12 protein-coding genes and 1 rRNA gene are annotated in these 15111 nt (G+C 46.6%); 4 read left to right on the top strand and 9 right to left on the bottom strand.

The features are described 5' to 3' along the window. The 4 genes from FTU50_RS10420 to FTU50_RS10405 all read right to left on the bottom strand — a co-directional run. Positions 1-78: ribosomal RNA gene (locus tag FTU50_RS10420) — 16S ribosomal RNA — on the bottom strand; the annotation flags it as partial. A gap of 436 nt (positions 79-514) precedes the next feature. Continuing rightward, entirely contained in the window at positions 515-2419 is a 1905-nt protein-coding gene (locus FTU50_RS10415; protein WP_180047183.1) for a bifunctional UDP-sugar hydrolase/5'-nucleotidase, read from the bottom strand. Between the two features lie 107 nt (positions 2420-2526). Further along, positions 2527-2799, bottom strand: coding sequence for a hypothetical protein (locus FTU50_RS10410; RefSeq protein WP_005181154.1), 273 nt, complete (start codon positions 2797-2799; stop codon positions 2527-2529). Positions 2800-3250: 451 nt separating this feature from the next. Further along, the gene (locus tag FTU50_RS10405) at positions 3251-4309 is read right to left on the bottom strand and encodes an RNA-guided endonuclease TnpB family protein (protein ID WP_034586922.1); all 1059 of its coding nucleotides are present in this window, start codon (positions 4307-4309) and stop codon (positions 3251-3253) included. A gap of 20 nt (positions 4310-4329) precedes the next feature. On the opposite strand from FTU50_RS10405, the gene tnpA reads away from it, so the two are divergent. Continuing rightward, positions 4330-4743 (top strand): IS200/IS605 family transposase, encoded by a 414-nt coding sequence (gene tnpA / locus FTU50_RS10400; protein ID WP_104490858.1) that lies wholly within the window; start codon positions 4330-4332, stop codon positions 4741-4743. A 140-nt stretch (positions 4744-4883) separates the two neighbouring features. Here tnpA and tyrS read toward each other — a convergent pair whose 3' ends face one another. After that, on the bottom strand, positions 4884-6116 hold the full coding sequence (gene tyrS / locus FTU50_RS10395) for a tyrosine--tRNA ligase (RefSeq protein ID WP_180047185.1): 1233 nt from the start codon (positions 6114-6116) through the stop codon (positions 4884-4886). Between the two features lie 63 nt (positions 6117-6179). Here tyrS and FTU50_RS10390 point away from each other — a divergent pair, with 63 nt between their 5' ends. Further along, positions 6180-7307, top strand: a complete 1128-nt coding sequence (locus tag FTU50_RS10390) for an anhydro-N-acetylmuramic acid kinase (protein ID WP_005181147.1) — start codon at positions 6180-6182, stop codon at positions 7305-7307. Positions 7308-7380: 73 nt separating this feature from the next. On the opposite strand, the gene erpA is transcribed toward FTU50_RS10390, so the two are convergent. The 4 genes from erpA to FTU50_RS10370 all read right to left on the bottom strand — a co-directional run bounded on the left by erpA (position 7381) and on the right by FTU50_RS10370 (position 11429). Next, on the bottom strand, positions 7381-7716 hold the full coding sequence (gene erpA, locus FTU50_RS10385; protein ID WP_005181144.1) for an iron-sulfur cluster insertion protein ErpA: 336 nt from the start codon (positions 7714-7716) through the stop codon (positions 7381-7383). A gap of 116 nt (positions 7717-7832) precedes the next feature. Continuing rightward, a complete protein-coding gene (locus tag FTU50_RS10380; protein ID WP_171066731.1) occupies positions 7833-8807 on the bottom strand; it encodes a putative solute-binding protein in 975 nt (324 codons plus the stop codon). A gap of 346 nt (positions 8808-9153) precedes the next feature. Next, positions 9154-10164: a putative solute-binding protein gene (locus FTU50_RS10375; RefSeq protein WP_016659761.1), complete on the bottom strand. Its 1011-nt coding sequence runs from the start codon at positions 10162-10164 to the stop codon at positions 9154-9156. Positions 10165-10421: 257 nt separating this feature from the next. Next, positions 10422-11429 carry a putative solute-binding protein gene (locus FTU50_RS10370; RefSeq protein WP_180047187.1) on the bottom strand — a complete coding sequence of 336 codons (1008 nt, stop codon included), beginning with the start codon at positions 11427-11429 and terminating at the stop codon, positions 10422-10424. A 232-nt stretch (positions 11430-11661) separates the two neighbouring features. On the opposite strand from FTU50_RS10370, the gene FTU50_RS10365 reads away from it, so the two are divergent. Continuing rightward, complete coding sequence (locus FTU50_RS10365; protein ID WP_127800781.1) at positions 11662-13599, top strand: ATP-binding cassette domain-containing protein; 1938 nt, start codon at positions 11662-11664, stop codon at positions 13597-13599. Positions 13600-13909: 310 nt separating this feature from the next. Further along, positions 13910-15073, top strand: coding sequence for a zinc-dependent alcohol dehydrogenase (locus FTU50_RS10360; protein ID WP_005181133.1), 1164 nt, complete (start codon positions 13910-13912; stop codon positions 15071-15073). Positions 15074-15111 lie beyond the last annotated feature (38 nt).

The following is a 15111-nucleotide window of genomic DNA, read 5'->3' as shown; positions in this document are numbered from 1 at the left end:
ACCCTCGCTCCGCTCGACTTGCATGTGTTAAGCCTGCCGCCAGCGTTCAATCTGAGCCATGATCAAACTCTTCAGTTAAAATCATTTTGTCACTTTATTCGAAGTGACCAAATCTGGCTCATCAATTACTGACTTAAATTCGCTCAAATAAACTTCGAGTAATTTAAACCAATCAATTAATGAAAATATATTCGATTAATCAACCAGTAAAAATCCACACAAGTTGTTCTTCATAATCTCTTAATGATCTTTCCAACACCTCGTCAGTGCCAGAAGCTGGACTCAAAACACTTGATAACTCAGCGATCCGCTTCGTTCATCTCCGTGTATCTCGTCGGTATGGGGTGCATTCTAGAGGATTTCAGAATCATTGCAAGCCCCAATTCACTTTATTTTTCACGTATGTATCTTTTTTCTACGAAACAGCTAAAAAAACCGGTTTTTCACTTATTTTTTGCACAATTCAAAAGAAAAAATCCCGCGAACGGGATTTTTTGCTGTCTTTCTTTTTATCTTATTCAGTAAATTTCTGCGTGCTGTAATCCGCTGTTGGCAATTTACCGAGCGCTTTTTGTCCGGTTGTTCCCGGTAAACGCTCCACATATTGTAAAAACGCTTCGGCATAATCAAGGCCCACGTCCATACGGCGCTCGCCTGTCACCTCTTTCATGCTGCTATAGTAGTCCTGTCCATTGGCCAGGAAGTCGATAGTCACCACTTTATAGGTTCGATCCAAGACCAGTGCTTCATAACTACCGCTTGTATTACGCACTTCCAGCTGGCTAATACGCTGCCCTTTGGCCTGGGTTAAATCTACCTGCCAGCGTAAACCACCAGTATATGGATAACTGCCAGTATTTCTCTGCTCGACCACACCGCTAATCGCATCTTCCAGCGTGGCTTTAATTTCTGCACCAGTCATATCCAAACGGACCAGTGTATTTTTAAATGGCAGTACCTGATAGATTTTCTCTACGGTGACTGGACCTGCCGCGACATCCACACGCACCCCACCACCATTCTGGAATGACAGATCAGCATCAAAGTACACTTTACCTTGTTGCAAGAAGGCTTCGGCAATCATCTGCTGAATATCGCCGCCATGAGCAATGACATGCGGATTCTGGTTACAGATATCGCCCAGACTAGAACGGCTGGTATCGCGCTGCGTCCCCGGTACACGGCGTAAACACAGGTTATCGGTTGCCTGAGCCACCACCGTGCTGGCAAAATTCTGTTTCTGTTGTTGATATGGCAGCAGCACATTTAAGGTCGCGGTATATGGGCTGACCACCTGCATCGGAATATTCGCCGCTTTAAAACGCTCCAGCAGCGCCGCCTGTTCGGTTGCATTTAAGGCTTCAAACTGTTTGCTCTCGGTATTTTCACGCTTAAAGTCATCGCCCACTAAAATGTGCGGTGTGCCACTACACTGTTCCACCTGGCCTTGCGGATTGAACTTGACCTTTAAATCACCCACCACATAGCTGTACTGCCAGGCCTGGGCAATACAGACCAGATCACCATCTTTATTTCGCGCTTGGGTCGGATACGCACCACTCGGACTCAGGCCGACCGCCTCTAAACTGTCCGGACCTAATAAGGTATGTGAATCACCGCCGACAATCACATCAACATCAGTTAAAGCCGCAGCCAGTTGCTGATCCAGGGCAAAACCGGTATGGGTTTGCAGGATAATCTTGTGGATGCCTTGAGCTTTCAGGCGATCAATTTCCTGTTGAGCCGCTTCAACTTCATTGGCAAACGTAGTGTCACTGTTCGGCTGAGAGGCATTCTTGGTTTTGTCGGCAATGGTCAGGCCAATAATGGCAAACTTTTCACCGCCACGTTCAAATATAAACGACTTTTCAATGCGCTGGGTCTGATACAGCGGCGAAGATGGCCCAAAATTCACATTGGCCGATACAATACGGGTTGGTGTGGCACAGTTACCGGCATCCAGATAGTTAATAAATTTCTGTAGGCCTGCATCTTTGGCATCAAATTCATGGTTACCCAGCACAAAACTGTCAAAGCAGACCGTATTCATGGCATCTGCATCGGCCTTACCTTCAGAAAGGTTAAAGTATAGATCGCCAGTAATCGCATCCCCACTGTGTAGTTTGATCACATTCGGATATTCCTCTGCCAGACGGTTGATTAAACCGGCGACACGAGCAAAACCGCCCCGGCTGACGCTATAATTTTCTTCCTCAGCCCCTTGTGCCAGGCTAAAGTTCCAGTGCTCTTCATCTAAATGGGAGTGATGGTCATTGATATGCAGAATATTCAGTTCAACTGCTTTGCCCTCGACTACTGGTGTCGGTGCAGTAGTCTGACGGTCATTATCCCCGCAGGCTGTCATGAAAACAGAAAGACAGGCTATTGATAATATGGTTTTTTTATTCAATATATTCATCTGGCAATTACCCTGAGACTCAGTGTTTTAATTGGAATTGTCTGATTGAGTCTATGGCCTGAACATGTAAGGCAGATGAAAAAACGATCAAGATTTCATGACAATAGTTAAACCCGTTCGCGAATATGCTGCATCACCTCTAAGACCAGTGCCTGTTTACCGCGATAATCTTCGGCCGCAAACAGCAGTCTGGCTTTACGCGGCAGTTGCTCGTGAATCAGGGCAAATAGCTGATACATGGCCGACAGCTCTAATTGCTCAAACAGTGTCTTGACCGGTTGATAGGCAAACTGCTTTTCACTTTGCGGCTGATATTCAAACAGGAAACGTAAAATGGCATCCAGCTGCTGATCATGAGTATCGGTATTATAGGAATACATGCGCTCCCTCTGGCTCGAGTTTATTTTTTATATGGAAATGATGATCCGGATTTATTTATACGCCGGATTTTTGCAGCGGGCAACCATGGGGCAGATAGTGCTCCAGCTGCTCAAAAAACCGCTTTTTTTCAGGTCAAAGGCTAAATTTTGGATAAAAAAAAGAAAGAGATCTCTCCCAAAATCTCTCCCTCGGAGTTGAATCTTTTACGGATCCATATGTTATTGTCATTATTATTTTCGGCTATTTCCACGCTTCTTGGGGATGAAACGTCATCAAATAGCAATTTACCCTCTAGATATGTAGACACCACATATTTAGACGGATAAATCTTAAACATAAAATATGACAAAATCAAGACAATCGGAAAAATTTAATTCTTGTTTTTATAAGGTTTTTTTAAATTTAAATATTTAAATATCTTATAAGCAATATCTTGACATCCTCTCCGACCTAAAGGACGGAGATTCCTCCTGCGAGACGCCCATGTCCGAGCGCAAGAATATTCAGTGCTGAGTTTATATCTCTATCGTGGAATGTACCGCACTCCACACACTGCCATTCTCTTATTCCAAGTCCTGCTCTACCTTTCAGACTACTGGAGCGTGAGCCGCAGCACGAGCAAGTTTGGGTGGTATAGGCTTCATTGACTTCTTCATACCATACCCCTGCGTTCTCGCATTTATACTTGAGCATGGTTCTTAAGGTCGTCCAACCTGCATCGAGTACAGACTTAGCTAATTTTGTCTGTGCCAATGCTTTGGCATTCACATTACCAACGAAGATGGCTGCATGTTCATTCACCAGTTTATGACTGAATTGATGCAGCATATTTTGACGTAGATTTTTGATCTTGGCATGAATCGCTTTGACACGTTTTTTATTTCTTGCTCTTTGAGCAATACCAAGTTTTTGTTCATATTGACGATAGATTTTAGGGGCTTTGAACTTTACACCATCTGAGCAAGTCGCAAGGTCTTTGAGTCCTAGATCAATGCCAATTGAGGTTTTAGCGGTGGTTTTCTCTGTTTTAATTGAATCAACCACAAGACATACATACCAACGCCCTCGGCTATCCTCGACAAACGAGCCTGTTTTAACATTGTATTTACTTAGTCCGTAACTGTCCCATAGCTTGAATTGATGCTTGCCGTATTGGACATACCCATCGGCATATTTCACCGCCACTTTTTTAAATGGAATCCAACCGAGAGAACGTCTAGCGTTTTTTTTGTTACTGACACGCCATTTTAGCTTGGCTTTTTTAAATTGCTTTCTTCGAGTAACTAATTCTTCCGCAACTGCCTGTATGGTTTGGCTGTGCAAATTACACTCTTTTGATGTACCTTTCGTGTATTTAGCAATATCGTAAGCTGAAAAGAATTGTTGTTTTCTTTGCAAGTGTTTAAAACACAAATCATTGACATAGTTCCAGACAAAATTAACTTCAGATGCCAATTGGTCTAGCACCTTGCAATGTTTGTCTTTTATGCGTAATTTAAGTGTCTTCATCACTAAAATATATTTGGTCTATGGATAATAGTCAAGAGATTAGAACAGGTCGTCACTGTGTTTTTAATATGCACGTTCATTTAGTCTTTGTGGCTAAATATCGTAGAGATGTTTTTACCAAAGCTATGCTCGAAACTATGAATGAAGTATTCAAGCGCATTTGCTTAGACTTTGAAGCTAAGTTGGTAGAATTTGAGGGTGAGCATGATCATGTTCATTTACTTGTGAACTATCCACCAAAAGTAGCTATTTCTAGCTTGGTTAACAGCCTAAAAGGTGCATCTAGTCGTATTTTAAGAACTAAACACCCTGAAATTAAAAACAAATTATGGGGGAATGCTTTGTGGTCGCCTAGTTATTTCGCTGCATCGTGTGGAGGTGCTCCCATTGGGATTATTAAACAATATATCCAACAACAGCAAACACCGCATTAGCAATCCTAGCTAATCCCCACAAGGGGGACTAGCGGATTGCAGCCTTATATCCCCGCCCTGAAGGGCGAGGTTTTACGGCTAAAGGGAATAAAAAAAGCAGACCGAAGCCTGCTTTTTAATTCAAATACTTAACTGCGTTTTTAGTCGGTAAAGGTGACTTTGGCAATGGCCTTTTTACTGGCCTGTACAATCAAGGTCACGTTTTCTTTGACCGAGAATGAGGCATCGACTGGTTGCCAATCAACTTTCACTGCACCACGACCGACAGCATCTTTGGCTTGTGCCGCGTTTTTGGTTAAACCTGCTGCACGTAAAATAGAAGCAATGAAAATCTCGCCGCCATATTCGCCACGTGAAATGGTCACTTCTGGTGTACCTTCTGGCAATTCACCTTCGGTAATCAGGTTACCGGCACCTTTATGCGCATTGGCTGCAGCTTCCGCACCGTGGAAACGCTCGACCAGTTCCAGCGCCAGAATCTTTTTCACATCCTGCGGATTACGACCTTCAGCCACTTCTTTCAGTAATTGCTGGATTTCTGCCACAGACTTGAAGCTGAGCAGGTCAAAATAACGCTCAATCAGTGAATCCGGCATAGACAGCACTTTTTGATACATCGCGCCTGGGGCATCAAATACACCAATATAGTTGCCTAATGATTTCGACATCTTGTTGACGCCATCTAAACCTTCCAGAATTGGCACGGTAATACACACCTGTGCTTCCTGGTTATAACGGCCTTGTAAGGTACGTCCCATCAACAAGTTAAAGGTCTGGTCTGTACCACCTAACTCCACATCGGCTTGTAAGGCCACCGAGTCATAACCTTGTACCAATGGATACAAAAATTCGTGAATCGCGATCGGTTGTTGGTTGTTATAACGCTTGGTGAAGTCATCACGCTCCAGCATACGCGCCACAGTTTGCTGTGAGGCCAGTTGAATTAAATCGGCCGCTGTTTTACTAGCAAACCATTCCGAGTTAAACACCACTTTGGTTTTGTTTGGATCAAGAATCTTGAACACCTGTTCCTGATAGGTTTTGGCGTTTTCCAGTACCTGCTCGCGTGACAACGGCGGACGGGTCGCGCTCTTACCGGTCGGGTCACCAATCATGGCAGTATAGTCACCAATCAGGAAGAAGACCTCGTGCCCCAAATCCTGGAACACTTTCAGCTTGTTAATTAAAACCGTATGACCCAAATGCAGGTCAGGTGCAGTCGGGTCAAAGCCCGCTTTAATTTTTAAAGGACGGTTCTCTTTTAATTTCTTTAGAAGATCTTCTTCAGAAATAATTTCATGCGTACCTCGTTGGATGAGAGCAAGTTGTTCTTCAGCTGGCAAGAAATTTGACATCACAAAACCCAAACACATCAGTTATTCAATTTGTGCGATATACTAACACTTTTTCAGCACATTGCAGGCTTAAGAATAACCATGACAGCGATCTATATTGGGGTAATGACCGGCACAAGTATGGATGGTGTCGATATTGTTGCTGCTTCTTTTGATCCTTTACAGCTTCATGCCACCCTGACCCTGAGCTTCGATCCCGATTTACGCGATGAACTGATGGCCCTGACCCTGCCGGATGACAATGAAATTGACCGGATGGGCAAAGCCGATGTGGCGCTGGCGCAAATGATTGGACATGGCATTAACCGCCTGATTGAAGAACACCAGCTTGATCGCAGCCAGATTCGTGCCATTGGTTCACATGGCCAGACCATCCGCCACCGGCCTGAACATGGCTTTACCCTGCAAATTGGTGATCCAAATATTATTACCGAAATAACCCAGCTGCCGGTGGTCTCGGATTTCCGCCGGCGTGATATGGCTGCCGGTGGACAAGGTGCTCCGTTGGTACCAGCTTTTCATCAGGACGTGTTCCAGCATGACAGCATCCACCGGGTGATTCTGAATTTGGGCGGGATTGCCAATGTCAGCATGTTGCCTGCCGGACAGCCGGAAAAAGTCTATGGTTTTGATACCGGCCCGGCCAATATCCTGATGGATGCCTGGTGTGAACGCTACACCGGCCAGCCTTATGATGAAAACGGCAACTGGGCGGCTTATGGACAGCCAATTCGCAGTCTGCTGGACCGGCTACAGGCACATGAATATTTTTCCAAAGAGCCGCCAAAAAGCACCGGCCGTGAAGATTTTAACCTGGAATGGCTGGATGAACAGATTGCCGACTGGCGCAATGACCTGGCCTATCAGGAACTGGAAGATACCCCGGAAAATGTACAGGCCACCTTGTTAAAACTGACCACCCGCGCGATTAAAAAAGCCATTTACCGCTCGGGCATGGACACCGGTGAAGTCTATGTTTGTGGGGGCGGTGCCTATAATTCCTATTTACTGGAACAGCTGCGCTGGCGCTTACGCAAACATGAGTGGAGTGTACAGACCACGGCGGATTTAGGTATTAACCCGACCTGGGTGGAAGCCACTGCTTTTGCCTGGTTGGCGATGCGTTTTCTGAACCAGCAAAGTGGCAATTTCCCGGCTGTGACTGGGGCCAAAGGCTACCGGATTTTAGGAACATTGACCGCAGTCTAGGCCAATCTCTTTATATTAAAAAAGATATTAAAAAAGCCCTCAAAATAGAGGGCTGAGTATTTTAAAATTCTGCTTAAATCGAGAAAGAAGAACCACAGCCACACGTAGTCGTGGCATTCGGATTTTGAACCACAAAACGTGAACCTTCCAGACCTTCTAAATAGTCCACCACTGAACCGACCAGATATTGATAGCTAAGTGAATCGACCAGCATTTTTACGTCACCATTCACGAATTCAGCATCATCTTCATTCATGCTTTCAGCAAAGTTAAAACCGTAAGAGAAGCCCGAACAACCACCACCGGTCACATAAACGCGTAACATTAAATCTTGGTTGCCTTCACTGTCACGCAATTGGCGTACTTTGTTCGCAGCATTGTCAGTCAGCACAAGGGCTTGGGCATTCATGTCGGATTCCTCGTTCGATTCAAATGTCTTTTAACAGAAAAGACCACATATCAAGTATAACATACCCAATATATGGTCAGTCATGTTCAATTCAAAGTCAATTCAGACTAATTTTATCAAGATTGTTTGTAATTCTCATCCTGCAGGCCGCATTCGAAGTTTTTCGGATCCTGCTTACAGCGGAATTGCCACAGCAGCTTCATCATGCGTTTGTCATAAATGCCACGTTTGGTCAGGTCAATCCGCGCCTCACGCATCATCTTCTGATAGCCCGGTTTGTCGGCTGCCGGAATATTCATCCAGTATTTTTGCGGAATATCGGCTTTCATTTTACCCAAGATGTTAAAGGCACGTGGCAATTGACCTTTGACCCATTCCCGTGATTTCTGGCCAAAACCGGCCGGGAACTTGTTCGGGCGAATAATAATATTGCCAGTCACCTGTAAAATCGGATAATTCACAATCGCGCCTTTACTGCCCAAGCCCTTATGCAGCTCCAGTGGCTTAAACACGGCGGCCGGCGCACCAATAATATCGACCTGACCGTTATTGAATTTACTGCCGAAGTTGGTGACATCTGAACTGACTGCCTGCGCGCCAATCTGCTGCACCATAATTTTTTGTGCCTGGTCATAATCCAGGACCGCAATTTTTTTACCGGCAGCTTTGGCCACGGTATTAATACTGCGGTCATTGACCATTAAAAAGGCATCACCAACAGGCACTACACCAGCCACTTCATACTGGCCCTGAGTCATGAAGCGGGAAAATTTCGGACTGGCCAGTCCCTGCATGACTTTGACCGCCAGATTTAAATCGGGAATTGCACCAATCGCATCCAGAGAACCGGTAAAGCTGTTAAATTGACGCCCGCGCATACCGGTGACACTAATCCCGTCACATTTACCGGCTTTAAAATCTTCGGCAATTACCGCTTCATTCTGCCCGACGCGCAGTTCAATATCGGCGCCCCAGGCTTTGGCCGCCAGCTGATAGTCCAGCATCAGCGCATACACATCACCACTTTTTCCCACTAAATCAAAGACACACACTGTCTGCTTGGCCTGTGCTGCAGTCGCACCGAGTCCCATCACTGCAGCCAGTGCGATGCCTTGAGCATAATATTTCATTGATCTTTCCTTTATCGCTGTTCTTGTTGTTTTCAGTTGTACTGAATCGTGTTTAATGTTTTAAAAAGCTATTTTAGCGCATCCATCCTTGTTCTTTTTACCCTTGGAGATCACGCTCTCCTGCTCCTCCTGTCTGTATGCCTTTGATGAAACAACTCATCTCTATTTTTTAGGCTTGGGCAAAGATGAAACTATTATTTTTGATTAGCTTACGTGATTTGATCTGAACTGCAATGGCCCAAGTGACAAGGTTCCAGATGCAACAACCCGGCACAGATGCCGGGTTGTTTTTCCTTAAAAATGAAGCTTATTCACCGCCCAGTGAACACTCGAAGTTGGCTTTATCGACAGAACAGCGGGCACGTTTGAGTACGCTCATCATCGACGCATCATAAATACCGCGCTTGGTCATATCCATCCGCCCTTCACGTAACAGTTTCTGGTATTTGGTTTTCTCTTCCGCGCTCAGGTTCATTTTGTATTTGGCTGGAATGCCTGCTTCCAGACGTTTAATCATGCCCAAACTTTTTGGCAGATTTTTCGAGAACCAGTCACGCGATTTCTGGCCAAAACCAGCCGGGAATTTCTCCGGACTAATTACTAAATCAGCCGTCACATGCAGTACCGGGAAATTAAACATGGCGCCTTTGCTGCCCAAGCCTTTATAGATTTCCAGCGGCTTATAGGCATAGGCTGGCGCACCAACCATATCGACCTGGCCATTATTAAATTTCGCCACAAAGTTAGACACATCGGAGATTACCGCCTGAGCACCGACACGTTGCACCATAATTTTTTGTGCATCGTCATAGCCCAGTACCGCAAATTTCTTGCCGGCAGCTTTTTCAATCGAATCAATATTCTTGTCACGGACGAAAATAAAGGCCGAACCTAAAGGTGCAATTCCCGCCACTTCATATTTTTTACCCCCCAGATTGGTGACCATTTTGCCGGCATTACGTTTGTCCAGGGCAAAAGTAATCGCACGTTGGGCAATGGCATTGCTGGGCACACCGCCCAGCGCATCAATTGAACCGGCAAATTTATTGTACTGACGGGCACGCATCGCAGTCAGGAAAACCGCATCACATTTGCCAGCTTTAAAGTCATTATCGGCCACGGCTTCATCCTGACGGGGAATCAGGTTGATGTCTGCGCCCCAGCCTTTCGCGGCCAGCGCCCATTCCTGGGCCATTTGATAAGATTCACCAGATTTGCCGAGTAAATCGAAGATACATACATCGACCTTGGCTGCCTGAGCATTGCTGGCCATACCCAAAGTAGCCAGCGCAGAAAGCGCGAGAATTGTTTTTTTCATTGTATTTGTCCTTACAGAATCGTCTTTCATCAAGAGTGTCCATACACTTGCTGAATATTAAGCAACTTGTTTTTAAAAAAATAGAGCTTTTACTCCAAATATTTTTAAATCGTGACCAATTCAATTTATACAGCTGCTGATCTCAAACCCACAAATTGCAGAGATCAGCAGCATTTTCAATGGCTTAAAAATTTCAGGTAGCGCGGCGAAAATTTACACATCGTGGCCACTTTTTTACAAACTTATAACCATTTTCTCTATTCACCGCCAAGTGAACATTCAAAATTGGTGCGTTCTACCGTACAACGTGCCCGTTTCAGTACCCGCATCATCGAGCCATCATAAATGCCTTTTTCAGTCAGTTCGATGCGGCCATCACGTAGCAGTTTCTGGTATTTGTCCTGATCTTCCTTGCTGAGTCGGGTGCGGTATTTATTTGGAATTTCCGCTTCCAGACGTTTCACCATGGCAAAGTTTTTCGGAATCTGCTGGACAAACCAGCGCCGGGACTGCACTGCAAAACCATCTGCGAATTTTTCTGGCCGGATAATCAGGTCCGCCGTGACATTGACCACCGGAAAATCAATCATGGCACCGCGTGTGCCCAAACCTTTTTCAATTTCCAGCGGTTTAAAGGCATAGGCCGGTGCGGCCACAATATCAACCTCGCCCTGATTAAACTTGCGTACAAAATTGGAAATATCGGAATCGACTGCAATACCACCGACCCGCTCCACCATCATTTTTTGTGCCGGATCATAATGCAGAATCGCAAATTTCCGGTTTTTGATGTGCTCAACCGAGTTCATGGCCCGATCTTTAACAAAAATATAGGCCGAGCCAATCTGGCCGATGCCAGCCACTTCAAAGGTTTCCTGGCCAATCCGGGTCACCAGACGGCGGTTATTGCGCCGGTCCAGCACATAACTAATGGCTTTCTGGGCAATGCTATTACTTGGCACACCGCCCAGTGCATCAATCGAACCGGCAAATTTATTGTATTGCCGCGCCCGCATTGAGGTCATATAGGCACCATCACACTTGCCCGCCTTAAAATCGCGCTCGACCTGGGCTTCATCCTGATAGGCTTTCAGACTGACATTGCTGCCCCAGCGCTTGCTGGCCAAGGCCCATTCTTCCAGCAATTTATAGGATTCTCCGGCCCGTCCCAACAGATCAAAAACACAGACCTGCAGATTGGCCTGAGCCAGGCCACTGACGCCACACAAGGCCAGTGTCGACAACAACAAAACTCCGTTTTTCATTTTTGTCACCGTACATTTGTTTTTGTTTTTTATCAGAAATTTTAATATATCGGGCTTGGTTTTATAAAAAAAACCTGCATAGCCGCTTTCCGATAGATGACACGGCGCCCGCTTTTTCATTATTTTTTTCGATGTGTTGCTGTAGCACCTGAAATAAACTGCGCCAGCTTTTTGTTTTCCAGAGCGCATCCTTTAGAATAGGCGCATTCTGTTCCTGAGTTTAGTGAGTCCAATGATTCAATTTGACCAAGTCTCTTTACGCCGTGGTGGTCGTGTCTTATTTCAAAAAGCGTCCATGCAGATCCATCCGGGTTGGAAAGTTGGCCTCACCGGAGTCAATGGCGCCGGCAAATCGACCTTATTTGCCGCCTTATTGGGAGAACTGGGGGCAGATGAAGGCAGCCTGACCCGTCCATCGGGCTGGACCGTTGCGCACATGGCCCAGGAAGTCAAAGCCCTAGATATGCCGGCGCTGGATTTTGTGTTATCGGGCGATGAAGAATATTGGCAGATTCAGAAACAGCTGGCACAACCTGAACAGCTCAGTAACAGCGAACTGGCACAATTACATGGCCGTTTTGATGAAATTCATGGCTATTCTGCCCCATCTAAAGCCGCCCAGCTGATGGCTGGTTTAGGTTTTATGGAACATCAGCTACGTCTGGATGTCTCCAGTTTCTCCGGTGGATGGCGCATGCGTTTAAATCTGGCACGCACCCTGATGAGCCGCTCCGACTTACTACTTCTGGATGAGCCAACCAACCACTTGGATCTGGATGCCATTTTATGGCTTGAAGACTGGCTCAATGCCTATGAAGGCACTTTAATCCTGATTTCACATGACCGCGATTTTCTCGATGCAGTGACCGATCATATCCTGCATATTGAAAATCAGGAACTGACCTTATATACCGGCAATTACTCGACCTTTGAAGTGACCCGCAGCGAACGTCTGGCCCAGCAGCAACAGGCCTTTGAAAAGCAGGTTGAAGCCCGCGCACATCTGCAAAAATTTATTGACCGTTTTAAAGCCAAAGCCACCAAGGCGCGTCAGGCGCAAAGCCGGATTAAACAGCTGGAAAAAATGCAGTTGCTGGCACCGGCGCATGTCGATACCCCGTTTACCTTCAGTTTCCGTGAACCCACCAAAATGAGTTCACCCTTACTGACTCTGGATCAGGCAGAAATTGGCTATCCGGGCAAAAGTATTGCCAGCAAAATCAGTCTGCAGATTACCCCAAGCTCGCGTATTGGCCTGCTGGGCATGAACGGCGCCGGCAAATCTACTCTAATTAAATCACTGGTTGGTGATTTAGCGCTTTTAAATGGCCAGCGCAAAGCCTCTGAACTGCTGAATATTGGTTACTTTGCCCAGCATCAGATGGATGCACTGGATGCGCAGGCCAGCCCGATGCTGCAATTGTCACGTCTGGCCGACAAACAGATCAGTGAAGCCACCCTACGTTCGTTCCTCGGCAGTTTTGGTTTTAGCGGCGAACGTATGGATACGCCGTGCGAAAGCTTCTCCGGCGGTGAACGCGCCCGTCTGGCCTTGGCCCTGATTGTCTGGCAGCGCCCGAATGTACTGATTCTGGATGAACCGACCAACCATCTGGATTTAGACATGCGTCATGCCCTGAGCATGGCCTTACAGGACTTTGAAGGCGCAGTGGTACTGGTATCGCACGAACGTCAGCTAATCGCCAGTGTCTGTGATGACCTGCTGTTGGTGCATGCCGGACGCTGTACTGAATTTTCCGGTGATTTGCAGGATTATGCCAAATGGTTACGTGAGGCCCGTCAGCAGCAGATCAATGCCCAAACCGCATTGGCACAGGCCAGCGCAAGTACCAACAAGACTGCCGCACCGGCCAAAGTTGATAAAGAAGCACAGCGCAAACTGGCGGCGCAGCGCCGTGAAGAAACCCGTCCGCTGCGGAAAAAAATTGAACAATGTGAAAGCCAGATTGAAAAAATCCAGCCCCGTCTGGCCAGTATTGAAGAACAGCTGGCTGACAGCAGCCTGTATGAAGCTTCGCGTAAAGAAGATCTGCTCAAGCTGATGAATGAACAGACCAGCTTAAAAGCCACGCTGGAACAGGCCGAAGAAACCATGCTGGAACTGATGATGGAACTGGAAACCCTGGAACAATCATTCCAGAACAGTTAATCCCGTTTCTTCCGAAACCTTCCCCTCAAGATAGCCCCAGTGGCTATCTTTTTTATTTCCACTTTATGATCACTCCTCTTTTTAGCCCGTCTGTTTTCTTTAAAAAGATCAAGGAGGATGCTCACCAATAGCTGTTTTCCTCTCCGTTTTAGCTCTGATTGCACTTACTGAACTGCAATATAAAGCCCTCTTGCACACAGCTTGGCCGGTTTTTTTATACATAAATTTACAGCCGCGCATCTCATCATGAAGAAATGTGGCCGGCTCAATGCGCGGGTCTGGCCTTCTGCTAGCCAAGAGAGGAAATTCTATGCGTGCCTTAACCTATCATGGAACCCGAGATGTAAGAGTTGAATCGGTGCCTGACCCAATTATTCAGGAACCGGATGATGTCATCCTTCGCGTCACCGCTACTGCCATTTGTGGCTCAGATCTGCATTTATATCGCGGTAAAATTCCGGCCACAGAACACGGCGATATTTTTGGCCATGAATTTATGGGCGTGGTCGAAGAAGTCGGCCCCGAGGTCACGGCAGTAAAAAAAGGCGACCGGGTGATTATTCCCTTTGTGATTGCTTGTGGTCACTGCTTTTTCTGTGAACATGAGCTGACTGCCTCCTGTGAAAATACCAATACGGGCCGCGGCGCCATTCTGAATAAAAAACAGATTCCACCGGGTGCAGCGCTGTTTGGCTACAGTCATCTTTATGGCGGCGTGCCGGGTGGACAGGCCGATTATGTGCGAATCCCCAAAGGCAATATCGGTCCTTTTAAAGTTCCCGGTTCACTGCCAGATGAAAAAGTGCTATTCCTGACCGATATTCTGCCAACCGCATGGCAGGCGGTGACCAATGCACAAATTGGCAAAGGCTCCAGTGTAGCCATTTATGGTGCCGGACCCGTGGGATTACTGTCAGCGGCCTGTGCACGGATGCTTGGCGCTGAACAGATTTTTATGGTCGATCATCACCATTACCGGCTGCAGTTTGCCCATGAAACCTATGGCGCGATTCCAGTCAATTTTGATGAAATGGATGCGGCCGAGTTTATTATTGACAATACTCCCGGCCATCGGGGTGTCGATGCGGTCATTGATGCAATTGGTTTTGAAGCCAAAGGCAGCATGATTGAAACCGTGATGACCAACCTGAAACTGGAAGGCTCCAGCGGCTTTGCCCTGCGCCAGTGTATTGCCGCAGTGCGCCGTGGCGGCGTGGTCAGTGTGCCGGGCGTCTATGCCGGTCCAATTCACGGTTTCCTGTTCGGTGATGCCTTTGATAAAGGCCTGACCTTCAAGATGGGCCAGACCCATGTGCATCGGTACCTGCCCGAATTACTGGAACGGATTGAAAATGGCGACCTGTCCCCCGAAGTGATTATTACCCACCGTATGAAACTGGCCGATGCTGCCGAGGGCTATCGTATTTTTGATCAACGCGAACAGGATTGCCGCAAAATTATTCTCACGCCCTAATCCATCGCGCCAACAAAAAAGCGCCCGCAGGCGCTTTT

This window comes from Acinetobacter sp. YH12112, assembly GCF_013418945.1.
In the GTDB taxonomy this organism is placed as follows: Bacteria; Pseudomonadota; Gammaproteobacteria; order Pseudomonadales; family Moraxellaceae; genus Acinetobacter; species Acinetobacter indicus.
This window is presented reverse-complemented; position numbering and strand designations above follow the sequence as displayed.

Coding starts and splice junctions, on each gene's coding strand:
- FTU50_RS10415 (WP_180047183.1), bottom strand. CDS start 2,419: ATGAATATATTGAATAAAAAAACCATATTATCAATAGCCTGTCTTTCT.
- FTU50_RS10375 (WP_016659761.1), bottom strand. CDS start 10,164: ATGAAAAAAACAATTCTCGCGCTTTCTGCGCTGGCTACTTTGGGTATG.
- FTU50_RS10360 (WP_005181133.1), top strand. CDS start 13,910: ATGCGTGCCTTAACCTATCATGGAACCCGAGATGTAAGAGTTGAATCG.
- FTU50_RS10405 (WP_034586922.1), bottom strand. CDS start 4,309: ATGAAGACACTTAAATTACGCATAAAAGACAAACATTGCAAGGTGCTA.
- erpA (WP_005181144.1), bottom strand. CDS start 7,716: ATGAATGCCCAAGCCCTTGTGCTGACTGACAATGCTGCGAACAAAGTA.
- FTU50_RS10380 (WP_171066731.1), bottom strand. CDS start 8,807: ATGGGACTCGGTGCGACTGCAGCACAGGCCAAGCAGACAGTGTGTGTC.
- tyrS (WP_180047185.1), bottom strand. CDS start 6,116: ATGTGTTTGGGTTTTGTGATGTCAAATTTCTTGCCAGCTGAAGAACAA.
- FTU50_RS10410 (WP_005181154.1), bottom strand. CDS start 2,799: ATGTATTCCTATAATACCGATACTCATGATCAGCAGCTGGATGCCATT.
- FTU50_RS10390 (WP_005181147.1), top strand. CDS start 6,180: ATGACAGCGATCTATATTGGGGTAATGACCGGCACAAGTATGGATGGT.
- tnpA (WP_104490858.1), top strand. CDS start 4,330: ATGGATAATAGTCAAGAGATTAGAACAGGTCGTCACTGTGTTTTTAAT.
- FTU50_RS10365 (WP_127800781.1), top strand. CDS start 11,662: ATGATTCAATTTGACCAAGTCTCTTTACGCCGTGGTGGTCGTGTCTTA.
- FTU50_RS10370 (WP_180047187.1), bottom strand. CDS start 11,429: ATGAAAAACGGAGTTTTGTTGTTGTCGACACTGGCCTTGTGTGGCGTC.